Source organism: Stenotrophomonas maltophilia (assembly GCF_006970445.1).
GTDB classification, from domain to species: Bacteria; Pseudomonadota; Gammaproteobacteria; order Xanthomonadales; family Xanthomonadaceae; genus Stenotrophomonas; species Stenotrophomonas maltophilia_AU.
This window is the reverse complement of the sequence record NZ_CP033877.1, coordinates 435,018-455,432: the sequence shown is the minus strand read 5'-3', so window position 1 is coordinate 455,432 and position 20,415 is coordinate 435,018. Positions and strand designations below refer to the sequence as shown.

Below are 20,415 nucleotides of genomic sequence, written 5' to 3'. Positions count from 1 at the left end.
AATCGAGTGAAAGAACGTCGCTCGAGCCACCATGAGGTGGCGCGAGCGCGCTCCCATTACCACAATAAAGCAATATAAATCAAAGGCTTACATCAAACCCCAACAGGATTAGCCTTCTCCGGATCAATCTTGTACTGCTTGATCGCCCGGGCCACATCCTTCGCGGTCATCTTCCCTTCCTTCGCCAGCGCCGCAATCGCGGCATGCGCGATGTAGTACCGGTCAACCTCGAAGAACCGACGCAGGTTCGCACGCGTATCCGAACGGCCGAAACCATCCGTACCCAGCACCGTGTACGACATCGGCACGAACGCACGGATCTGATCCGCATACGCACGCACATAGTCGGTGGCGGCAATCGCCGGGCCCTGGCGGCCTTCCAGCAGCTCGGTCACGTAGGCCTTGCGCTGCTCACCTTCCGGATGCAGGCGGTTGGCACGTTCCACGTCGAAACCATCGCGACGCAGTTCGTTGAAGCTCGGGCAGCTCCAGATGTCGGCGGTCACGCCGAAGTCCTTGTCCAGCAGCTCGGCGGCGGCAATGGCTTCGCGCAGGATGGTGCCCGAGCCCAGCAGCTGCACGCGCAGCTCGCCCTTCTTCGGCTTGCCGGCGTCGGTCAGCAGGTACATGCCCTTGACGATGCCTTCGGCCGCGCCTTCCGGCATTTCCGGGTGGGTGTAGTTCTCGTTCATCAGGGTGACGTAGTAATACTCGTCCACCTGGTCTTCCATCATGCGCTTGGTGCCATGCTGCAGCACCACGGTCACTTCGAAGCCGAAGGTCGGGTCGTAGCTGCGCACGTTCGGGATGCCACCGGCCACCAGATGGCTGAAGCCATCTTCGTGCTGCAGGCCTTCACCGTTCAGCGTGGTGCGGCCGGCGGTGCCACCCAGCAGGAAGCCGCGGGTACGCATGTCGGCGGCCTGCCAGGCGATGTCGCCCACGCGCTGGAAGCCGAACATCGAGTAGTAGATGTAGAACGGCAGCATCGGCACGTTGCTGACCGAGTAGCTGGTACCGGCGGCCATCCACGAGCTGATCGCGCCCGGCTCGCTGATGCCCTGCTGCAGCACCTGGCCGCTTTGGTCTTCGCGGTAGAACATCAGCTGGTCGGCATCGACCGGCTTGTACTTCTGGCCGAACGGCGCGTAGATGCCGATCTGGCGGAACAGGCCTTCCATACCGAAGGTACGGGCTTCGTCGGCCACGATCGGCACGATGTGCGGGCCCAGCTCCTTGTCACGCAGGGTGATGTTCAGGCTCTGCACGAACGCCATGGTGGTGGAGTAGCTGCGCTCGCCGCTGCTCTTCAGCAGGCGGTCGTAGGCTTCCAGCTTCGGCGCCACGAAGGTCTTGTCGGCCTTGCGGCGGCGCTGCGGCAGGTAACCGCCCAGCGCGGCACGGCGTTCCTGCAGGTACTGCACTTCCGGCGAATCCGGGCCCGGGTGGTAGAACGGCACCTGGCCGTCGGCCAGCTGCGCGTCGGTCACCGGAATGTTGAAGCGGTCGCGGAAGTGGCGCACCGCTTCGTCGTCCAGCTTCTTGGTCTGGTGGGTCGGGTTCAGTGCCTCACCGGCGCTGCCCATGCCGTAACCCTTCACGGTCTTGGCCAGGATGACGGTCGGCATGCCCTTGGTGTTCACGGCCTGGTGGTAGGCGGCGTACACCTTGTGCGGGTCGTGGCCACCACGGTTCAGGCGCCAGATGTCGTCGTCGCTGAGGCCGGCGACCATCGCAGCGGTTTCCGGGTACTTGCCGAAGAAATGCTCGCGGGTATACGCGCCGCCGAAGGCCTTGCAGTTCTGGTATTCGCCGTCGACGGTTTCCATCATCAGCTTCTTCAGGACGCCGTCGCTGTCCTTGGCCAGCAGGGCATCCCAGTAACCGCCCCACAGCAGCTTGATCACGTTCCAGCCGCCGCCACGGAACACGCCTTCCAGTTCCTGGATGATCTTGCCGTTGCCGCGCACCGGGCCGTCCAGGCGCTGCAGGTTGCAGTTCACCACGAAGATCAGGTTGTCCAGGCCTTCACGGCCGGCCAGGGCGATGGCACCCAGGGTTTCCGGCTCGTCGCTCTCGCCGTCGCCGATGAAGCACCACACCTTGCGGTCGGACTTCTCGATCAGGCCACGATTTTCCAGGTAGCGCATGAACTGCGCCTGGTAGATGGCGGCCAGCGGGCCCAGGCCCATCGACACGGTCGGGGTCTGCCAGTATTCCGGCATCAGCCACGGGTGCGGGTACGAGGACAGGCCACCGCCGTCCACTTCCATGCGGAACTTGTCCAGCTGCTCTTCGCTGATGCGGCCTTCCAGGAAGGAACGCGCGTAGATGCCCGGGGCGCTGTGGCCCTGGATGAACAGCAGGTCGCCCGGGTGGTTTTCGCTCGGGGCGCGCCAGAAGTGGTTGAAGCCCACGTCGTACAGGGTGGCGCCGGAGGCGAACGAGGCGATGTGGCCGCCTAGGTCACCCGGCTTGCGGTTGGCGCGCACCACGGTGGCCATCGCATTCCAGCGGATGATCGAACGGATGCGCCATTCCAGCTCGGCATTGCCCGGGCTCTTGGCCTCGAGCTGCGGCTCGATGGTATTGACGTACTCGGTGGTGGGAGAGAACGGCAGGTAGGCGCCCGAACGACGGGTCAGTTCCACCATGCCTTCCAGCAGCTGATGCGCGCGCTCGGAGCCCTCGACATCAATAACGGCCTTCAACGACTCGATCCACTCCTGGGTTTCCACAGGATTCGGGTCGTTGTTCAGCACCTCGTTCAACCAGTTCATTAGCGCTCCCATAACCGCACGCACGCGCGCGACTGTTGTATAGATTTCTAGACCGCAAAGTGTAGCGCACCAAGGGCTTTCGTCACTTGGCTACGCAGGCGTATGGATGCAACCGGCCAGTGTCCGCAAGGGGCTTGCCGGGCCCGCTGAGGGCCCTGCGGCGGGCCTTGGCGGCTGCGCGGGCTGTCGTTTGCGGGCCGCTGCGCCCATGTGCAGGACGCAGTGTTACCGCTGCCGATGACGGTTGTAGGGCAACTCCGGCACCGCCGTAGGTGCGCCCCGGGCGGGTGTACTGAACCGGCGACAACATGTCGCATCTGCCTCTGGATTGGTGCCGGCAGCGGGTCCAGCGTGGGCCGCGAGTGAGGGGCTTGGCGGCCCTGCTCCCTTCCACAGCATCGCCGGGGCGCCCTGCAAGGGGCGCCCCTTTTGCTGTGCACGCGGCCGGCCGTGGCCCAAAACGCACCTGCTTGTGGCCGGATCGATGATTGCCGGCTTCGATATATCGATATATCGTTTGCACACTCGTTTACCGATATATCGAAATGAGCCGTACCGCTTCTCCCAGAGCTCGTTCCACCGATCCGGCGGTGCCCCGCCGCAACGGCCAGCCGCGCGTACTCAGCCGCGGCGACCTGCGCCTGCTGGTGCTGGCCCTGATCGGCGAGCAGCCGCGCCATGGCTACGAGCTGATGCAGCTGATCAGCAACCAGTTCATGCAGGCCTACACGCCCAGCGCCGGCACCATGTACCCGCTGCTGGCCAGCTTCGAGCAGGCCGGCTGGATCGAGGCCGAGGAAGTGGACGGCAAGCGGATCTTCCGCATCACTGCCGCCGGCGAGTTCGAGCTGAAGGTGCAGCGCACCCAGGTGCGCCTGGCGCAGCGGCGTGCCTTTGATCGTGCCCGCGAGATCACCAAGGCCTCGCTGCCGCCGCCGCTGGCCACGGCCCTGCGCGAGTTCAAGCGGGCGCTGGTGCATCACCACGGCCGCTGGGCCGAGGGCGAGGCGGAAGAAGTGGCGGCGCTGCTGACGCGGGCCTCGGCCCTGCTCAACGGTACCGCCGGTAGCGAGAGCCCACCGTTTTCAACGACCCAGCCAGACTGAATCCAGCCAGGTCCTCCCCCATGCCGCGCGCCCCCGCGCGACACCTTTGCAGGTATCCCCATGACCGAACACAACAACACGCGCCTGCGCCTGGATGTGCGCTTCCGTGAACTGACCGTGCTGCGCACCGAAGACGTCACCCCGCACATGCGCCGCGTGGTGCTGGGCGGCGACGATCTGGCCGGTTTCGATTCGCCCGGCGCCGACGACCACATCAAGCTGTTCTTCCCCAACGCCAGCGGCGAGATGGTGCTGCCGGTGCTGACCGCCGAAGGCCGCAGCTATCCGGCCGGCAAGGAGCCCTCGCCGGCCCGCGACTACACCCCGCGCTGGTGGGACCATGAAACCGGCGAGGTGGCCATCGACTTCGTGCTGCACGACCAGGGTATTGCCGGGCCGTGGGCCGAGCAGGCCCAGCCGGGCGACGTGCTGGTGATCGGCGGCCCGCGCGGCTCGTTCGTGGTGGCCGACAGCTTTGATGCCTATGTGCTGATCGGCGATGAAACCGCGCTGCCAGCCATCGCCCGCTGGCTGGACGTGCTGCCGGACGGTGCCGAGGTGCAGGCCTTCATCGAAGTGAGCGATGAGGCCGAGCGCCAGGACCTGCCGCAGTACGAGAACGTGCGCATCCACTGGCTGGAGCGCAACGGCTTCCCGGCGGCCAGCAGCACGCTGCTGGAAGACATGCTGACCGACTTCGAAGCGCCGGACGGCGATGTCTTCTACTGGATTGCCACCGAATCGCGCCGCGCGCGGATGATGCGCAAGTTCATCGAAGGCCACCTGGGCGTGCCGCGCGACTGGATCCGCTCGACCGGCTACTGGAAGGCCCACCCGGACGAAACCGACGGCGATTGAGCAAAAGACGGTAGGTGCGGACCGTTGGTCCGCACGCCCTCCAATGGGAAGTGCCGGCCGCTGGCCGGCAACCTCATGAACCCTCGGCAGGAACCTGCAGCTGCCGGCCAGCGGCCGGCACTACCGCGTTGGATGCCACCTGCCGCGTCCACCCGAACCGCTGCGCGGCCCAGATCTCCAGCGCGACCAGCAGCGCGATGACCAGCAGCGGCAGCAGCAGCCCGAAGTACACGCCGGGCATCATGCCGTTGATCTGCGCCTTCACCAGCCGCAGCACGCCACGGGTGTGCAGCAGCTCATCGACGTGCATGGTCAGCGCCTCGCGCACCACCTTGGGCTCCAGGCCAATCGTGCCGGCCTTGTCCACCAGCGTGTCTTCCACCATGCCGCGCAGCAGGCCTTCGCGCACCTTGCCGATCACCCAGCCGGTGCCGCGTGCCAGCGGGCCATCGCCAAGACGATCCAGGCCGGGCAGCGGATGTTCGCTGAGGTAGGCCGAGGCAATGGTGTCGGCGACATCACCCACCGTGCCCTGGCTGCGCAATGCCTCGCGCATGCGCGGGTCGTCCAGCGAGTCGGTGAATCCTTCGCTCCAGCCTTCCACCAGGGTCTGCAGGTGCGGCTGGAAATGATCGAGCTGCTTGAACAGCGCGCGGTGCGCACCGGCAGTAAAGCCCAGCTGCAGGCCGAAGAAGGCGGTGGCCAGTGGCAGCAGCACCACGTAGCTGGCCAGCAGCCAGTGATGCCAGCGCTTGCGCCGCTGCAACCAACCACGGCGGTGCAGCCAGCGCCAGCCGAGGATGCCCAGCACCAGGCCAAGCAGCGTACCGAGCAGGCTGCCGCCCAGCAGATCGAGCACGCTGAGGCCCGTCCAGAATTCGTTCAACCAGTACTGCGCGTCCTGCATGGATCTTCCTTCCGTGGGTGGTACAGCGGGCCATTGTAGAGCCGAGCCCATGCTCGGCTGCTCTCCGCCTCCGGTGGGTGCGGACCACCATCGACTGGTGGGTGCGGACCGTTGGTCCGCACACTCCCATGCAATTGCCGGCCAGCGGCCGGCACGACCCGGCAAGCAATGCGACAATCGCGCTCCTTTCCTGCAGCAACGAGGCCCACATGGCCAAACTGACCCTGGCCAGCGTGGACGCGCTGCGTACCCGCTTCGCCGATGACGCCGCCTGCGACGTGGCATTGGCCGCCTTCGCCGACACCGCTGCCCTGCGCGTACCGCTGCGTGAGCTGGTGGAGGCACAGCACCGCTACCTGCAGGCCGAATTCGAAGTGGCGCAGGTGGCCGACGTGCTGCGCCGCGACCAGAAGTACGCGCCGGTGGGCCGGCCTTCAATCAACATCGTGCAGCTGCGCAAGCAGCAGGCCGCGACCAAGCAGGCGGCGCTGATCGCACGCCAGGTGGTGGCACAGGCCGCGCAGACTTTCGTGCGCGTAAGCGGGCTGGCGGTGAAGGCCAAGCAGAGCCCGAGCGAAGCGTGCGTGGCGTGGCTGGGCGCGCTGCGCTGAGCGCGAACCGGTAGTGGCCAACCTTGGTTGGCCTGCGGAGCGCCCGTGTGCCAACCAAGGTTGGCACCTACCAAAGAACTCTCCGGCCCTGCACAAACCGGTAGCGGCCAACCTTGGTTGGCCCGCAGAGTGCTCGTGCGCCAACCAAGGTTGGCATCTACCAACGCGTTCCGGCCCTGCACGAACCGGTAGCGGCCAACCTTGGTTGGCCCGCAGAGCGCCCGTGTGCCAACCAAGGTTGGCACCTACCAAAGAACTCTCCGGCCCTGCACGAACCGGTAGTGGCCAACCTTGGTTGGCCCGCAGAGCGCCCGTGTGCCAACCAAGGTTGGCACCTACCAAAGCGTTCCGGCCCTGCACGAACCGGTAGTGGCCAACCTTGGTTGGCCTGCGGAGTGCTCGTGCGCCAACCAAGGTTGGCACCTACCAACGCGTGTTCCCCAGAACCCAAAAAGAAGGCCCGCTTTTCAGCGGGCCTTCTGCCTTCTCACGACGAGTGAGCGGGGTGCATCAATCAGCCGGCTTTTCGCCGGTGGCTTCGGTGGTGATGCGGATCTTCACTTCATCGCTGACGTTCGGGGCGTAGGCGCCGACGCCGAAATCGCTGCGCTTCAGGGTGGTGGTGGCATCGAAGCCAGCGGCCGGAACCTTGGCCATCGGGTGCTCGCCGCCGCCGTTGACGGTGACGTCCAGGGTGACCGGCTTGGTGATGCCCTTGATGGTCAGGTCACCGGTGACGGTCAGCTTGTTGGTGCCAGCGGCGTCCACCTTGGTGCTCTTGAAGGTGGCATCGGCGAACTTGGCAGCGTCGAAGAAGTCGGCGCTCTTCAGGTGCTCGTCGAACTTGGCGGTGAAGCTGTTCAGGCCGCTCAGCGGCAGCTTCACTTCCACGGTGGACTTGGTCACGTCTTCGGCGTTGTACACCAGGGTGCCTTCGACGTTGCCAAAGTGCGCGCTCGGGTTGGAGAAGCCGAAGTGGCTCCACTGCGCCAGCACGTCGGTGTGGCTCGGGTCCAGCTTGTAGGTGCCCGAGGCGATCTTGATCGCTTCGGCAGCCGGCGCAGCAGCGGCGGCATCAGCAGCCGGGGTGGCGGCCTGCTCGGTGGTGGCCGGGGCGGCGGCATCGGCAGCCGGGGCAGCGGTGTCGGCCGGCTTGGAGCAGGCGGCGATGGCCAGGGTCAGGGCCAGCGGCAGCAGCAGTTTACGGGTGGCGCTCATCTCAGGAACTCTCCGGATCGTAGGGTGGGTACAGCAGGGACCGCCAAGGGGGCGGCCCGGAATCGATACAGCGACTTACGCGATGCGCGCCGCTTCGTCGAACGACAGGCGCGGCAGACGCGGGAACAGGCCCGCCGGGTCACCGTAACCCAGGTTGACCAGGAAATTCGACTTGATGGAGGTGCCAGCGAAGAAGGCTTCATCCACCTTGGCGGCATCGAAGCCGGACATCGGGCCGGCATCCAGGCCCAGCGCGCGCGCGGCCAGGATCAGGTAGGCACCCTGCAGGCTGCCGTTGCGGATGGCGGCTTCGTGGCGGCCTTCCTGCGGGCCGTCGAACCAGGCCTTGGCATCGGTGTGCGGGAACAGGTACGGCAGCTTTTCGTGGAAGTCCAGGTCGAAGCCGATGATGGCGGTGACCGGGGCGGCCATGGTCTTGGCCAGGTTGCCTTCGGACAGGGCCGGGGCCAGCTTGTCCTTGGCTTCCTTCGAGGTGACGAAGACGAAGCGGGCCGGCGTGGTGTTGGCCGCGGTCGGGCCCCACTTCACCAGGTCGTACAGTTCCTGCAGCAGGCTGGCCGGGACCGGCTTGTCGAGGAAGGCGTTCTGGGTACGGGCAGTACGGAACAGCTGATCGAGAGCAGCAGCGTCGAGCGCGTGGGACATCGGTGGATCTCCAGGGCGGCGAAAGGAAGTCAGTGCCCGCGGGCGGCGCGGGGCGAATCGACGAGCCGCAGTGTAGAGTGTCGCGACTGTTGCAACACCCAGCAGGGCTGAAACGAATTAATGCCAATGGTGAAACGATCGAGCGCGCCCTGGACGGTCACCGACGGCCGCGCGGGCAATGTCCGCCAGGCGGTCGCGCTGGCCTCGGCGCTGCGCCAGGGCACCCATCAGCCGCTGGTCCTGCAGCCCCGCGCGCCCTGGCGCTGGCTGTCGCCGCGCCGCCTGCCCGGCGATGTGAACGGGTACGGCGAGGCTTTCGCGACACTGGCCAACGAAGCCCCGGCGCTGGCGATCGGTTGTGGCCGACAGGCCGCTGGCGCCCTGCGCGTGCTGCGCGCACGTGGCAGCCAAGTGGTGCAGATCCTCGACCCGCGCATCGGCGCGCGTCACTGGGATGTGGTGGTGGTGCCCGAACATGACGCCCTGCGCGGCAGCAACGTGCTGACCCTGCTCGGCAGCCTCAACCCGGTGGACGATGACTGGCTGGCCTGGGGCCGCGCCGCGTTCGCCGGCTTCAGTACCCTGCCCGGTCCGCGCACCGCGTTGCTGGTGGGCGGCCCGACGCCGCTGGCGCCGTGGGATGAGACGGCGATGGTCGGCGTGTTCCAGGCGCTGGCCGACCAGATCCGCAGCGAAGGCGGCAGCCTGCTGGCGACCACCTCGCGACGCACGCCGCCGGCCTTGGCCGAGATCCTGCGCGCGAAATTCGCCGACCTGCCGCACGTGATCTGGGGCGATGGTGGCGACGGCACCAATCCCTATGGCGGCCTGCTCGGCTGGGCCAACCGCGTGGTGGTCTCGCCCGATTCGGTGAACCTGCTCTCTGAGGCCTGCGCCACGCGCATGCCGGTGATGGTGGCGCTGGCCGACACCGCGCAGGGCCGGTTGGCGCGCTTCCAGCAGCAGTTGCGCGAGCGCGGGCGATTGCAGGCGCACTGGCTGGACTGGCAGTACGACCGCATCGAGCCACTGCGCGAAACCGCGCGGATCGCGGCGGAAGTGAAAGCGCGGCTGGCATTGCGGTAGTGCCGGCCGCTGGCCGGCACGTCCCGACCGCCCAGCGTTTTCTGAACATTTCGATCCGGCTGCGGGGTTAGAGTCCAGCTTCCCCCATCGGACCGAACGCCCCCATGCGTACCCTGCTCCTGCTGCCCCTGGCCCTGCTCGCCGCGTGTTCCACCGCGCCCACCGAGCTGGACCCGATCTCCTATCAATGCCAGCAGCAGCTGGATGCGTACCGCGATCAGCCGGCGCTGCGCGATCCGAAGACGGGCGAGCGCCCGCCGCTGCCGATCGCGCCGATCAGCGACGCCTGCGACAAGGAACTCCAGCGCAAGGGCGTAGATCGCCCGCTGCGCTGAGCAGCGTATGATCGGCGCGCGGGCCTGCCCGCCGTTGAAGGTATCGACATGGATCGTTTTTCCCGCCTGCCCCGCGCCGCGCTACTGATCGCCAGCCTGCTGGCGATCGCACCGGCATGGGCCAACAGCACCGAGTGCCGCGAGCGCTACCCGAGCGTGGCGTCGCAGGCGGCGATGCTGGACGTGGCCTGGACCACCGCCGAACGCCTGGACGCGCTGCCCGATGTGGACGTGGTGGTGGCCGCGCGCGGTGGCCAGGACCTGAGCCGCTATGGCCTGCGCCACAGCCACTTGGCGTTCCTGCTGCGCGAGGACGACGGCCGCTGGCGCGCGATGCACCTGCTCAACCGCTGCAAGACCGACAGCTCGCAGCTGTACCACGAAGGCCTGGGCAACTTCGTCGGCGAGAGCGGTGGCCATACTGACCTGCGCATCGGTGTGCCGTCGGCACCGTTGCGTGCGGCGCTGCGCGCGATGCTGGTGTCGCCGTCGATCCAGCCCAAGGCGCTGCACGAGACCAAGTACAACGTGGTCGCCTACCCATTCGCCACCGACTACCAGAACTCCAACCAGTGGGTGCTGGAAGTGCTGGCCGCGGCGATGGCACAGGCCGAAGGCGCGCCAGCCATCGTCAAGCGCGAACAGGCGCAGCAGTGGCTGCGCCAGCAGAAGTACCAGCCCAGCGTGCTGCATATCGGCCTCGGCAAGCGCGTGGGTGCGCGCCTGTTCGTGGCCAACGCCACCACCACCGACCATCCGGCCGGCGAGCGCATCTCCGGCAACTATTCGGTGGTGACGGTGGAATCGGTATTCGACTTCCTGCACCAGCGCAGCCAACTGCAGCAGGAACTGGTGATCCCCCATGTGCCGGTGGCCGGTGCCACTGCCGCCACGCCCTGAATCCTGCAAGGAGAACGACATGCGCGCCCTGCCTGTTTCCCTGATGTCGATGGTGATCGTCGCCGGCCTGGCCTGGTCGACGGCCGCACACGCCGAACGCCGCATCGTGATCATCCATAACCCGGGCCCTCAGGGGCCGAGCCTGGAGATGTCCACGCAGATGGTGGCCTCGGCCCGCGCAGCGGCGGCGAAGGAAGCCCAGGATGCCGCCGAGGCGGGCCAGCCGCTGGCCCGACCGCAGCAGATCAAGCTGCCGCAGATGGAGGTGAGCGGTATCGCCACCACCGTCGATGGCCGCCGCGAGGTGCTGCTGCGCGATGCCAATGACCCGCAGAACACCGCATCGATGCAGTACCCGCGCGGCATCGGCGATCCCGCCGTGCAGTTCACCGTGGGCCAGACCGTGAACTTTGAACCGACCGGCGCCGACCAGGGCTGGCAGCTGAAGGACAACCAGGGCCGCCCACTGGAATACCTGCCCGAAGCCACCGGCCCGCGCGACATCTTCGATAACCGGCGCTGAGCCGCCGTCCCCACCCTGACCAGGAGGTCTCTATGTTCCGTTGCCTGCGCGTTCCCGCTTCTGCCCTGCTGCTCTCGGCGCTGCTGGTGCCCACCGTCCATGCCGGCGCCGCGCCGCAGTTGAACAGCGGCCAGACCAGCGTGCTGGTCACGTCGCTGATCGTGCTGTCGATTCCGTTGGCCACGTCGATGGGATTGGCCGAACTGTCCAAGGCCCCGTTCAAGGCCAGCGAACGCAACGGCAAGGTTGCCGCACGCACGCCGGCGGTTCCGCTGCCGCCGATGGAGGTGAAGCAGGTCGCCACCACGCCAGCCGGTGATCGCCAGGTGCACCTGCAGGTGCCCGGCAAGGCCGACCAGACCGCAACGCTGCAATGGCCGGCGGCTGCAGGCGATGACGCGATCGCTGGCTTCGTGGTTGGCCAGCAGGTGCGCTTCGACCCGACGGACGCCGGTGCTGGCTGGACCGTGAAGAGCGCACAGGGCCAGGCGCTGGCCTATGTGCCGACCGCCTACGCCGCTGGCGACGTGATGAGCGAAGCGCTGTAAAGCTGAACGACCGGTTTTGGCTTTGCCGCGGGCCGGGCGGATAATGGGCGATCCCCTTTGTCCCCCTGGCTCGCCATGTCCGTGCGTCCTGCCCCTGTATTTGCCCCGCTGACCCCGCGCGCCCTGGTGCTGGCGGTGCTGGCGATGGGCGCGGTGGTGCTGCTGTCCAACGTACTGGTGCAGTACCCGATCAACGATTGGCTGACCTGGGGTGCCTTCAGCTATCCGGTCGCGTTCCTGGTCAGCAACCTGATCAACCGCCGCTTCGGCCCGGGCCCGGCGCGCCGCGTGGCGTGGATCGGTTTCCTGGTGGCAGTGTTGTTGTCGATCTGGGTGGCCACGCCGCGCATCGCCATTGCCTCGTGTTCGGCCTTCATCGTGGCCCAGCTGCTGGACATCACCGTGTTCGACCGCCTGCGCCGTGGCAACTGGTGGCGCGCACCGATGGTGGCCACCACCTGCAGTGCGACGGTGGATACCACCATTTTCTGGTCGATCGCGTTTGCCGGTTCCACCCTGCCGTGGGTGAGCTGGGCGGCCGGTGACCTGGCGGTGAAGCTGGCGATCGGCGTCTGCCTGCTGGCCCCGTTCCGCGCGCTGCTGTGGAAGATGGCGCCGCTGCGCGCGGCCAGCTGACCGCCATCGCCCTGGTAGGTGCCAACCTTGGTTGGCACGCTGTTGTCGGGGTCATGAACGCTGATGGGTTGTGCCAACCAAGGTTGGCACCTACCAACAGCAGGCCAACGGCCAGCTCATTGATCCGGCAGGCCACCGCCAGGCCATAGCTCTGGTGGGTGCACCCACTCAGGCAAACGGCAACGCTGCCGCTCTGCACGCCGCCGTAATCGCCGCACATGCCTCTTCAATCGCGGGCGTGGTCGGGGCCAGTCGCGGGCGCCGGTCCAGCGTGCAGGCCAGGCCCACCTCCAGCAACGTGGCATGCGCTCCATGCAACGCCTGTGCGGTGTCTTCCGGCAGGAAACCAGCAACCGCCAACGCATCGATCAACGATGGCGTATCGCGCGGCTGCAGCAACGCCACGTGCTGCGCACTGCGCGCGAGCACGCCGGTCTGCAGCAGGAACTCCAGATCCACCACGCCGCCAGCACCCTGCTTCAGGTCCAGCCGCGCGGCATCGCTGCGATCCAGTTCGGTGCGCATGCGGCCGCGCATCTTCAGCACATCGGCATACAGCACACCGGCATCACGTTCGCGGCCCAGCGTCTGCGCACGCACCTGCTCGAAGTCGGCCAGCAGGCTGGCATCGCCGGCCACGCCACGCGCGCGCACCAGCGCCTGGTGTTCCCAGGTCCACGCGCGTTCGCGCTGGTATTCGGTGTAACTGGCCAGCGAAGACACCAGCGAACCCTTGCCGCCATCCGGGCGCAGGCGCACGTCGATGTCGTACAGGCGCCCGGCAGCGGTGACCGCACCAAGCAGCGCCATCACCTTCTGCGCCAGCCGCGCATACCAGCGCCCCGGCTCCAGCGGACGCGCGCCATCACTGGCATCCACGCCGGCCGGGTTGTCGTGCAGGAACACCAGGTCCAGGTCGGAACCGAAGCCCAGTTCAAGCCCACCGAGGCTGCCATAGCCGATGATCGCGAAGCGCCCGCCAGGGATCTCGCCGTGCGCGGCGCGCATGTCCGCCTCGGCCATCGCCAGCACGGTGACCACCACCGCCTGCGCCAGCTCGGCCAGTTGCCGCGTGCTGTCCACCGCGCCCTGGCGGCCATCCAGCGTGGCCATCGCCATGCGGAAGCTGAGTGCCAGTCGCGTTTCATTGAGCCAGCGCAGTGCGGATTCGGGATCTTCCACCGCCAGCACCTGCTGGCACTCGGCCAGCATGCCGGCGGCATCGGGCATCGGCCCGGACACGCGCACGTCCAGCAGTTCGTCCAGCAGCAGCGGGTACGCGGCCAGGCGCTCGGCCAGCAGCGCGCTGCGCGCCAGCACATCGACCAGTCGCGCCAACGCACTCGGTTGTTCGTCCAGCAGCGCGAGATAACTGGTCCGGCGCAGCACCGCCTGCAGCAGGCCAAGCACGCGCTTGAGCGCGGCATCGGGCTGTGGCGAGCGCGTGGCCGCATGCAGCAACGCGGGCAGTACGCGATCCAGCCGCGCACGCGCGGCATCGGACAACGACTTCACGCCAGTGCCCTGGGCGAAATCGCGCAGCGACTGGTCGGCGCCATTGGCATCGAGGAAACCGGCTTCGGCCAGCAGTGGTGCATTGCTGCCTTCGGGCAGGCTGCGCCAATAGTTGGCCAGTGCATCGGGCGCGGCCTGGCCCTTGCGCGGCGCCAGCAGTGCGGCGAACTCCGTACTGACCCGCTGCTGCTGCACGGCCAGTGCCGCGCGCAGCACGTCCCAGTCCGGGTAGCCGAGGCCGACGGCGATGCGCTCGCGGTCCAGCATGTCGCCGGGCAGCACGTGGGTCTGTGCATCGCGCAGCATCTGCAGGCGGTTCTCCAACCGGCGCAGGAACAGGTAGGCCTCGCGCAGCGCGCGGCCATCCTCGGGCGCGATCTGCCCGGCCTCCACCAGTGCCTCCAGCGCCACCAGCAGGCGGCGCTCGCGCAGCGCGGGCTCACGGCCACCGCGGATCAGCTGCAGCGCCTGGCACAGGAACTCGATCTCGCGGATGCCGCCGGCGCCGCGCTTGATGTCCTCATGCAGTTCGCGGCGCGCGACTTCGGCGGTGATCGCCGCCTTCATCTCGCGCAGGCCGTCGAGCGCGGTGAAATCCAGGTAGCGGCGATACACGAACGGGCGCAGCGTCTGCAGCCACGCTTCACCGGCCTCGATATCGCCGGCGACCGCGCGCGCCTTCAGCCAGGCGTAGCGTTCCCAGTCGCGGCCTTCGCGCTGGAAGTACTGGTCCATCGCCGCGAACGACAGCGCGACGCGACCGGCGCTGCCGAACGGGCGCAGGCGCAGGTCGACGCGGTGGCTGAAGCCATCGACCGTGGTTTCGTCCAGCAGCTTGGCCAGGCGCTGGCCGAGGCGGGCGAAATATTCTTCCGCCGCCAACGGGCGCGGCCCGTCGGATTCGCCGCCGTGCGGATAGGCGTAGACCAGGTCCACATCGGAACTGAAGTTGAGCTCGCCACCGCCGAGCTTGCCCAGGCCGAATACCACCAGCTGCTGGGGCACGCCTTCGCCATCACGGACCACGCCGTGCCGCTGTGCGAATTCCTGCTGCAGGGCGTCCAGCGCCAACCGCAGGCAATCCTCGGCCAGCGTGGTGGCGCCGGCCAGGGTCTGCGCCACATCGTCCAGCCCGGCCAGATCGCGCCAGATCAGCCGCGTCGACATGGCGGTACGCCAGCGCCGGATCTGCGCCGGCCAGTCGCTGGGCTGCAGCGGATCGAGCACCGGCGCCGGGATCGGCGGGCAGCCGGGCGCGGCCAGCTGCGCCAGCAGCGCCGGTTGCCGCACCAGGGTGTCCAGCGCGAAGTCGCTGGCCACCGCCAGCCGGGTCAACAGCGGCAGCAGCTCGGCCGGGATGGGCTCGGGCAGGACCTGGGCCAGACGCACCAGGGCGCGGTCGACAAGGGGCTGCAGGGTGGCGGGCAGGTCAGCGGTGGCGAGGGTCATGCACGGATTGTATCGACCCGGCAGTGCCGGCCGCTGGCCGGCAAATCCGATGATCCTGCCGAAGGTTGCTGGGGTTGCCGGCCAGCGGCCGGCACTACCGATAATGGATGTCGCGTATTCATACTGGACGACAGGCAATAAAAAAGCCCGCTTGCAGCGAACTGCCAGCGGGCTCTGCTCCCTCCCCCACGTCGGGATGCAGGTCCATCGTGCGGGCTGCGAAAGCACTTTGCACGCTGCACTGCAAAACAAAACCGGCGGGTATGGGTGCCCCCTCGGGGGAAAAGCCATTCCACGAAGGTAGAACCCCCCGTACGGCGGGGGATGGCCGATAATCGGGATTCCCCCAGCAACACGTGTCGTCATGTCTGTTGATCGCATCGCCAACGCGCGTCTCCGTGACCGCGTGGTCTCCGCAGAGGCCGCAGCCGCGCTGATCCAGCCCGGTGAAACCGTGGCCATGAGCGGCTTTACCGGCTCCGGGTATCCCAAGGCCGTTCCCGTGGAACTGGCGCGCCGCATCGAAGCGGTGCATGCCCAGGGCCAGCCCTTCCAGATCAGCCTGATGACCGGCGCGTCCACTGCCCCGGAACTCGATGGCGCGCTGGCCAAGGCCGATGGCATCGCCATGCGCATGCCGTTCCAGAGCGACCCGGATGCGCGCAACCGCATCAACGAGGGCAAGCTGGATTACATCGACATCCACCTCAGCCACGTTGCCCAGCACGTGTGGTTCGGCTTCTATGGCGAGATCGACACCGCGGTGATCGAGGTCTCGGCCATCCGCGAAGATGGCTCGCTGGTGCCTTCCACCTCGGTCGGCAACAACAAGACCTGGCTGGACCTGGCCAAGAAGGTGATCGTCGAGGTCAACGAGTGGCAGCCGGCCGGCGTCGACGGCATGCATGACATCTACTACGGCACCGCGCTGCCGCCGCACCGCAAGCCGATTCCACTGGTGAACGCCAACGATCGCATCGGCGACACCGCGCTGCGCTGCGACCCGGACAAGATCGTGGCCGTGGTGCGTACCAACGGCCCGGACCGCAACAGCCCGTTCAGCCCGATCGATGCGACCAGCGAACAGATCGCCTCGCACCTGATCGAATTCCTCAAGCACGAGGTGAAAAAGGGCCGCCTGCCGCCGAACCTGCTTCCGCTGCAGTCGGGCGTGGGCAACATCCCCAACGCCGTGCTGGCCGGTCTGGCCAAGAGCGGTTTCCGCGACCTGGCCGCGTTCACCGAAGTGATTCAGGACGGCATGCTCGACCTGCTGCGCGACGGCGTGCTGAGCTACGCCTCGTGCACCGGCTTCGCGCTGAGCCCGCAGGCCAACGAGACGTTCAAGGAGAACATCGATTTCTACCGCGAGCGCATCATCATGCGCACGCAGGAAATCTCCAACCATCCGGAACTGGTGCGCCGCCTCGGCTGCATCGGCATGAATGGCATGATCGAGGTGGACATCTACGGCAACGTCAATTCGACGCATGTGATGGGCACGCGGATCATGAACGGCATCGGCGGTTCCGGTGACTTTGCCCGCAACGGTTTCCTGTCGGCGTTCCTGAGCCCGTCCACCGCGAAGAACGGCAGCATCTCGGCGATCGTGCCGATGGCCAGCCATGTCGACCACACCGAGCACGACGTGTCGGTGATCGTCACCGAACAGGGCCTGGCCGACCTGCGTGGCCTGACCCCGCGCAAGCGCGCACAGGTGCTGATCGACAACTGCGCGCATCCGGATTTCCGCCCGCAGCTGCAGGACTATTTCGACCGTGCCAGCCGCGAAAGCTACGGCAAGCACACCCCGCACCTGCTGCCGGAAGCGTTGTCGTGGCACCAGCGCTGGCTGGATACCGGCACGATGAAGGGCTGAGGCCCGCGAACCTTGGTAGAGCCGGCCGCTGGCCGGCTCCCCAGAACAGCCGGCCAGCGGCCGGCTCTACCTTCACGCGGTACGCAGCGCCGCCAGCGACTCAGCCTGCAGCCGCTCGTAGATCTCGAACTCGTCATTCACCGCCGCGCCCAAGGCCTGTTCGAAGGCCTCGCGGTTGGCATGCGCGGCATAGGCACGCTGCTCTTCGCCACCCAGGTTCGACTGGAAGATGCCCGCCGCACTGACCGGCAGGAAATCCTCGTAGACGATCGGGTCGGCCGTGGCCAGGCCCGCGGCCACCAGCACTTCGGCCGGCAGATCGGCCACGCGCTCCGGTGCGGCGCGGCCGGCGTCGGTCAGCTGGTAGCGGTAATAGCCCAGGCCTTCCTGGCGCAGCGTGTCATGGTCATCCGGGAAGCTGGCGAACACCGCCTGCAGGCGCTGGCCGTAGTCGCCGCCGGTGCTGCCTTCGCCACCGGCATCGCGTGCCTGCGACAGCAGCTGGTCGTACAGCGCGCGGCCCTTCGGGGTGAGCGCAAGCCCGCGTTGTTCGATCTCGCCGAAGCGCGCGGTATGGGTGCCGGCATCGCCCCCCTCGCTGTCCGGGAACTGCACGGCTTCTTCCAGTGCCTTGAAGCTGGTCTGGCGCAGCAGGATCGGGCAGGCACGGCGCGGCGGGCCTTCAATCACCGCCTTGGCCGCCATGCCGTGCTCGATCATTGCCGCCTGCGCAGCGTCGATATCCAGCGTGCGCGGCGTCAGGTGGTTGATGTGCGGGCCACGGAAACTGACCACGTCGGCCACCAGGCGGTGCGCGTTGTGCAGGGCGTGGTAGGTCGGCAGGTCGACCGTGGCATCGCCGTGCCAGCGGAAGGTTTCCAGTGCTTCCTCGACGAAGCGCTCGGCATCGGCCTGCGACAGGCCACCGTCACGCTCGGCCTGGTCGATCAGCGCCAGCGCGCCGTCGGTGAAGATGCGGCGACGTGCCAGGATCTTTGCCGACTCGGCACGCAGGGTTTCGTCTTCGATCAGCTCCAGGCGCAGCAGCGAGGTGAACACGCGGAACGGGTTCTGCGCCAGCGCGGCGCCGGTCAGCGGGCGGAACGCGGTGGAGTGCACCGGCACGCCGGCCACCGACAGGTCGTAGTAGCCGACCGGGTACATGCCCATCACCGCGAACAGGCGGCGCAGCGTGGCCAGCTCCTGCACGGTGCCGACGCGAATCGCGCCGTGGCGCTCTTCATCCAGGCGCGCACGCTCGTCGTTGCGCTGCAGCTGCGCGGCCAGCGCCGGGTCCTGGGCAAGCACCTGCGCGTTGATCCGCTCCACCAGTTCCACCAGCGTGCCGTACAGCGGCACTTCGGTGCGGTACATGCGGGACATGGCCTGCGCGAACAGGCGGCGGATCACATCAGGCGAAACGAAAGAGGCGCTCATCAGTCACTCGATTACGGGAACGGGGAACAGCTCGAACCCGTATTGTCGCCGGAGCGCGCGGCGGCGGCGATATGCAGAGCAACATGAAAGAAACCGGTCGTGCCGGCCGCTGGCCGGCAACCTCCGGATGCCTGGAAGGGTGCAGTTGCCGGCCAGCGGCCGGCACTACCGGTTGAGCTGGCGCTTCAGGGTGGCATCCAGGGTGATCGGCCGGTCCCAGTGCTGGTAGCTGGCCACGATGGCGTGGCGCACCGCCCGGTAGTGCAGGTTTTCCGGCGTGGCGGGCATGCGCTTCACCACCGCTTCCCAGCCGCCCTCCGGGTTCTGGCTGAAGGCGCGCACGCTGTCGCGGCAGGTCTGGCCGCTGGCCCTGGCCCAGAAGCAGGCGAAATAGATGTCCCCGGCCTGCCAGCCATGGGTGGTGAACAGCGCACTGACATACCCGCGTGGTACGTCGGCGTAGCGCGACACCTCGTCGAGGAAGGCGTCGGGGTAGCGCTCGGCGTAGTGGTTGATGTCCTGCAGCTGGGCATCGACCCAGCTGTCACCGGTTTCCACCGTGTAGTCCGCCGAACGCTCGGCGGTCTGCTGGGCCAGCACGGTGGCCGGCACCAGCAGCAGGGACAACAACAGCGCGCGCAGTCGGACGTTCATGCCCCGATTCTGCCGCAGCCGCCGGGCCCTGTCAGGCCGCCGCAGCGGCCTTGGCCTCGATCGCGGCCAGAGCGGCCGGCCAATCGTGGGCGGTATCGGCAGTGACCATGCGCGGTTCGTCGTCGGCCACGCCGTGCTGGGTCTCGTGTGCCCAGGTCACTGCGTATGGCGTATGCACGCCCCAGCCGCCGAGGGTGACCACCGGCTCGATATCCGAACGCAGCGAGTTGCCGACCATCACGAAGCGCTCCATCGGCAGGTCGAATTCGGCCAGCACGCGGGCATAGGTTTCCGGATCCTTCTCGGAGACGATCTCGATGCGCGGGAACAGTTCGCGCAGGTTGGCCACGTTGATCTTGGCTTCCTGATGGAACAGGTCGCCCTTGGTGATCAGCACCACCGGGTAGTGCTCGGCGATGGCCGCCACCGATTCGCGCACGCCGTCGATCAGATCGACCGGGTGGCGCAGGGTGTCGTGGCCGATGTCCAGCATGCGCTGGATGTCCTTGGCGTCGATGCGCTGGCCGGTGATGTCGATGGCCGCTTCGATCATCGACAGGACCATGCCCTTCACGCCGTAGCCGAACACGGCCAGGTTGCGCTGCTGCACTTCCAGCAGATGGCGCGCGGTCTGGGTGTCATGCACGTCGACGTAGCGCGACAGCAGGTCAAGGTAATCCTGCTCGGCCTTGCGGTAGTAGTCCTCGCTCTTCCACAGCGTATCGTCACCGTCAAAACCGACCAGGCCGATGGCGCGCGACGGCGCAGGCGTGGAGGTGTTCATCGGCCAAGGATACAGGGGTGGCGATGACGAGAAAAACCCGGGCGGCCGCAGCCGCCCGGGTCCCCATGCACCGGTCTTCCCGAATCAGGCGTGGATCAGCGGCCCTGCGCCGCGCCGGCACCCGCGCCGGCCTGCTGGGCGGCCACGTAGGCCTTGTACTCGTCGGCGCTCAGCTCGCCGTCCTTGTTGGTATCGGCCTGGTCAAACACCTGGGCCAGGCCCGCGTTCACCTGCGCCTCGGACTTGCTGATGGTGCCGTTGCCATCGGTATCGATGCTGGCCCAGGTCTGGCCACCGCCGTTGGCCTGCGCCGATGCCGCCGCGGCCGCATCCGTCGCCTGGTCAGCGGCCTGGCCCGCCTGGGCCGCAGCCTGCTGGGCATGCGCCGCTTCGTTCTGCGCATGCGCGGCCTGCTGCTTGGCCGACTGGGCCATCGCCGGGATGGCCAGCACGCTGCCGGCGGCGACGATCAGCGCGATCAGGGGCTTGCGGTTGCGAATAGTCATCAGGGGTGTCTCCTACC

At 67.5% G+C, this 20,415-nt stretch carries 19 protein-coding genes; 10 read left to right on the top strand and 9 right to left on the bottom strand.

Annotation, left to right across the window (positions count from 1 at the left end; all coding sequences use genetic code 11):
* Positions 1-92: 92 nt before the first annotated feature.
* Positions 93-2,780 (bottom strand): pyruvate dehydrogenase (acetyl-transferring), homodimeric type, encoded by a 2,688-nt coding sequence (gene aceE, locus EGM71_RS02000; protein WP_046984452.1) that lies wholly within the window; start codon positions 2,778-2,780, stop codon positions 93-95.
* 545 nt (positions 2,781-3,325) lie between these two features.
* On the opposite strand from aceE, the gene EGM71_RS01995 reads away from it, so the two are divergent.
* Together EGM71_RS01995 and EGM71_RS01990 are read left to right on the top strand one after the other, a co-directional pair.
* Positions 3,326-3,886, top strand: coding sequence for a PadR family transcriptional regulator (locus tag EGM71_RS01995; protein ID WP_188487441.1), 561 nt, complete (start codon positions 3,326-3,328; stop codon positions 3,884-3,886).
* 60 nt (positions 3,887-3,946) lie between these two features.
* On the top strand, positions 3,947-4,744 hold the full coding sequence (locus EGM71_RS01990) for a siderophore-interacting protein (RefSeq protein WP_188487439.1): 798 nt from the start codon (positions 3,947-3,949) through the stop codon (positions 4,742-4,744).
* A 73-nt stretch (positions 4,745-4,817) separates the two neighbouring features.
* Here EGM71_RS01990 and EGM71_RS01985 read toward each other — a convergent pair whose 3' ends face one another.
* Positions 4,818-5,651, bottom strand: a complete 834-nt coding sequence (locus EGM71_RS01985; RefSeq protein ID WP_188487437.1) for a hypothetical protein — start codon at positions 5,649-5,651, stop codon at positions 4,818-4,820.
* Between the two features lie 209 nt (positions 5,652-5,860).
* Between EGM71_RS01985 and EGM71_RS01980 the strand changes: the two genes are divergently transcribed.
* Positions 5,861-6,262, top strand: a complete 402-nt coding sequence (locus EGM71_RS01980; RefSeq protein WP_188487435.1) for a hypothetical protein — start codon at positions 5,861-5,863, stop codon at positions 6,260-6,262.
* A gap of 510 nt (positions 6,263-6,772) precedes the next feature.
* Here the strand turns inward: EGM71_RS01980 and EGM71_RS01975 are convergent.
* Positions 6,773-7,480 (bottom strand): YceI family protein, encoded by a 708-nt coding sequence (locus EGM71_RS01975; RefSeq protein ID WP_188487433.1) that lies wholly within the window; start codon positions 7,478-7,480, stop codon positions 6,773-6,775.
* 75 nt (positions 7,481-7,555) lie between these two features.
* The gene (locus EGM71_RS01970; protein ID WP_049443517.1) at positions 7,556-8,146 is read right to left on the bottom strand and encodes a malonic semialdehyde reductase; all 591 of its coding nucleotides are present in this window, start codon (positions 8,144-8,146) and stop codon (positions 7,556-7,558) included.
* Between the two features lie 126 nt (positions 8,147-8,272).
* Here EGM71_RS01970 and EGM71_RS01965 point away from each other — a divergent pair, with 126 nt between their 5' ends.
* The 6 genes from EGM71_RS01965 to EGM71_RS01940 all read left to right on the top strand — a co-directional run bounded on the left by EGM71_RS01965 (position 8,273) and on the right by EGM71_RS01940 (position 12,174).
* Positions 8,273-9,232, top strand: coding sequence for a mitochondrial fission ELM1 family protein (locus tag EGM71_RS01965; protein ID WP_188487431.1), 960 nt, complete (start codon positions 8,273-8,275; stop codon positions 9,230-9,232).
* A 104-nt stretch (positions 9,233-9,336) separates the two neighbouring features.
* Positions 9,337-9,567 (top strand): hypothetical protein, encoded by a 231-nt coding sequence (locus EGM71_RS01960; RefSeq protein ID WP_188487429.1) that lies wholly within the window; start codon positions 9,337-9,339, stop codon positions 9,565-9,567.
* 48 nt (positions 9,568-9,615) lie between these two features.
* The gene (locus EGM71_RS01955; protein WP_188487427.1) at positions 9,616-10,467 is read left to right on the top strand and encodes a DUF2145 domain-containing protein; all 852 of its coding nucleotides are present in this window, start codon (positions 9,616-9,618) and stop codon (positions 10,465-10,467) included.
* Between the two features lie 19 nt (positions 10,468-10,486).
* A complete protein-coding gene (locus tag EGM71_RS01950) occupies positions 10,487-10,990 on the top strand; it encodes a hypothetical protein (RefSeq protein WP_188487425.1) in 504 nt (167 codons plus the stop codon).
* A gap of 32 nt (positions 10,991-11,022) precedes the next feature.
* On the top strand, positions 11,023-11,538 hold the full coding sequence (locus EGM71_RS01945; protein ID WP_188487423.1) for a hypothetical protein: 516 nt from the start codon (positions 11,023-11,025) through the stop codon (positions 11,536-11,538).
* Positions 11,539-11,613: 75 nt separating this feature from the next.
* Positions 11,614-12,174: a queuosine precursor transporter gene (locus EGM71_RS01940; protein ID WP_188487421.1), complete on the top strand. Its 561-nt coding sequence runs from the start codon at positions 11,614-11,616 to the stop codon at positions 12,172-12,174.
* A 168-nt stretch (positions 12,175-12,342) separates the two neighbouring features.
* Here EGM71_RS01940 and glnE read toward each other — a convergent pair whose 3' ends face one another.
* Positions 12,343-15,138, bottom strand: a complete 2,796-nt coding sequence (glnE, locus tag EGM71_RS01935; RefSeq protein ID WP_188487419.1) for a bifunctional [glutamate--ammonia ligase]-adenylyl-L-tyrosine phosphorylase/[glutamate--ammonia-ligase] adenylyltransferase — start codon at positions 15,136-15,138, stop codon at positions 12,343-12,345.
* A gap of 364 nt (positions 15,139-15,502) precedes the next feature.
* Here glnE and EGM71_RS01930 point away from each other — a divergent pair, with 364 nt between their 5' ends.
* On the top strand, positions 15,503-17,017 hold the full coding sequence (locus EGM71_RS01930; protein ID WP_188487417.1) for an acetyl-CoA hydrolase/transferase family protein: 1,515 nt from the start codon (positions 15,503-15,505) through the stop codon (positions 17,015-17,017).
* Positions 17,018-17,089: 72 nt separating this feature from the next.
* Here EGM71_RS01930 and hglS read toward each other — a convergent pair whose 3' ends face one another.
* The 4 genes from hglS to EGM71_RS01910 all read right to left on the bottom strand — a co-directional run bounded on the left by hglS (position 17,090) and on the right by EGM71_RS01910 (position 20,398).
* Positions 17,090-18,454: a 2-oxoadipate dioxygenase/decarboxylase HglS gene (gene hglS, locus EGM71_RS01925; protein ID WP_188487415.1), complete on the bottom strand. Its 1,365-nt coding sequence runs from the start codon at positions 18,452-18,454 to the stop codon at positions 17,090-17,092.
* 165 nt (positions 18,455-18,619) lie between these two features.
* Complete coding sequence (locus tag EGM71_RS01920) at positions 18,620-19,108, bottom strand: hypothetical protein (protein WP_188487413.1); 489 nt, start codon at positions 19,106-19,108, stop codon at positions 18,620-18,622.
* Positions 19,109-19,139: 31 nt separating this feature from the next.
* Positions 19,140-19,892 carry an HAD family hydrolase gene (locus tag EGM71_RS01915; protein ID WP_188487411.1) on the bottom strand — a complete coding sequence of 251 codons (753 nt, stop codon included), beginning with the start codon at positions 19,890-19,892 and terminating at the stop codon, positions 19,140-19,142.
* Between the two features lie 95 nt (positions 19,893-19,987).
* A complete protein-coding gene (locus EGM71_RS01910) occupies positions 19,988-20,398 on the bottom strand; it encodes an EF-hand domain-containing protein (RefSeq protein ID WP_188487409.1) in 411 nt (136 codons plus the stop codon).
* Between the last annotated feature and the right edge of the window lie 17 nt (positions 20,399-20,415).

What these genes read in the sequence shown, in the direction of transcription:
- EGM71_RS01910 (WP_188487409.1), bottom strand. Translation starts at nt 20,398, where the DNA reads ATGACTATTCGCAACCGCAAGCCCCTGATCGCGCTGATCGTCGCCGCC.
- EGM71_RS01950 (WP_188487425.1), top strand. Translation starts at nt 10,487, where the DNA reads ATGCGCGCCCTGCCTGTTTCCCTGATGTCGATGGTGATCGTCGCCGGC.
- EGM71_RS01940 (WP_188487421.1), top strand. Translation starts at nt 11,614, where the DNA reads ATGTCCGTGCGTCCTGCCCCTGTATTTGCCCCGCTGACCCCGCGCGCC.
- EGM71_RS01930 (WP_188487417.1), top strand. Translation starts at nt 15,503, where the DNA reads ATGTCTGTTGATCGCATCGCCAACGCGCGTCTCCGTGACCGCGTGGTC.
- hglS (WP_188487415.1), bottom strand. Translation starts at nt 18,454, where the DNA reads ATGAGCGCCTCTTTCGTTTCGCCTGATGTGATCCGCCGCCTGTTCGCG.
- EGM71_RS01990 (WP_188487439.1), top strand. Translation starts at nt 3,947, where the DNA reads ATGACCGAACACAACAACACGCGCCTGCGCCTGGATGTGCGCTTCCGT.
- EGM71_RS01960 (WP_188487429.1), top strand. Translation starts at nt 9,337, where the DNA reads ATGCGTACCCTGCTCCTGCTGCCCCTGGCCCTGCTCGCCGCGTGTTCC.
- EGM71_RS01945 (WP_188487423.1), top strand. Translation starts at nt 11,023, where the DNA reads ATGTTCCGTTGCCTGCGCGTTCCCGCTTCTGCCCTGCTGCTCTCGGCG.
- EGM71_RS01985 (WP_188487437.1), bottom strand. Translation starts at nt 5,651, where the DNA reads ATGCAGGACGCGCAGTACTGGTTGAACGAATTCTGGACGGGCCTCAGC.
- EGM71_RS01980 (WP_188487435.1), top strand. Translation starts at nt 5,861, where the DNA reads ATGGCCAAACTGACCCTGGCCAGCGTGGACGCGCTGCGTACCCGCTTC.
- EGM71_RS01995 (WP_188487441.1), top strand. Translation starts at nt 3,326, where the DNA reads ATGAGCCGTACCGCTTCTCCCAGAGCTCGTTCCACCGATCCGGCGGTG.
- EGM71_RS01920 (WP_188487413.1), bottom strand. Translation starts at nt 19,108, where the DNA reads ATGAACGTCCGACTGCGCGCGCTGTTGTTGTCCCTGCTGCTGGTGCCG.
- glnE (WP_188487419.1), bottom strand. Translation starts at nt 15,138, where the DNA reads ATGACCCTCGCCACCGCTGACCTGCCCGCCACCCTGCAGCCCCTTGTC.
- EGM71_RS01955 (WP_188487427.1), top strand. Translation starts at nt 9,616, where the DNA reads ATGGATCGTTTTTCCCGCCTGCCCCGCGCCGCGCTACTGATCGCCAGC.
- EGM71_RS01965 (WP_188487431.1), top strand. Translation starts at nt 8,273, where the DNA reads ATGGTGAAACGATCGAGCGCGCCCTGGACGGTCACCGACGGCCGCGCG.
- aceE (WP_046984452.1), bottom strand. Translation starts at nt 2,780, where the DNA reads ATGAACTGGTTGAACGAGGTGCTGAACAACGACCCGAATCCTGTGGAA.
- EGM71_RS01975 (WP_188487433.1), bottom strand. Translation starts at nt 7,480, where the DNA reads ATGAGCGCCACCCGTAAACTGCTGCTGCCGCTGGCCCTGACCCTGGCC.
- EGM71_RS01915 (WP_188487411.1), bottom strand. Translation starts at nt 19,892, where the DNA reads ATGAACACCTCCACGCCTGCGCCGTCGCGCGCCATCGGCCTGGTCGGT.
- EGM71_RS01970 (WP_049443517.1), bottom strand. Translation starts at nt 8,146, where the DNA reads ATGTCCCACGCGCTCGACGCTGCTGCTCTCGATCAGCTGTTCCGTACT.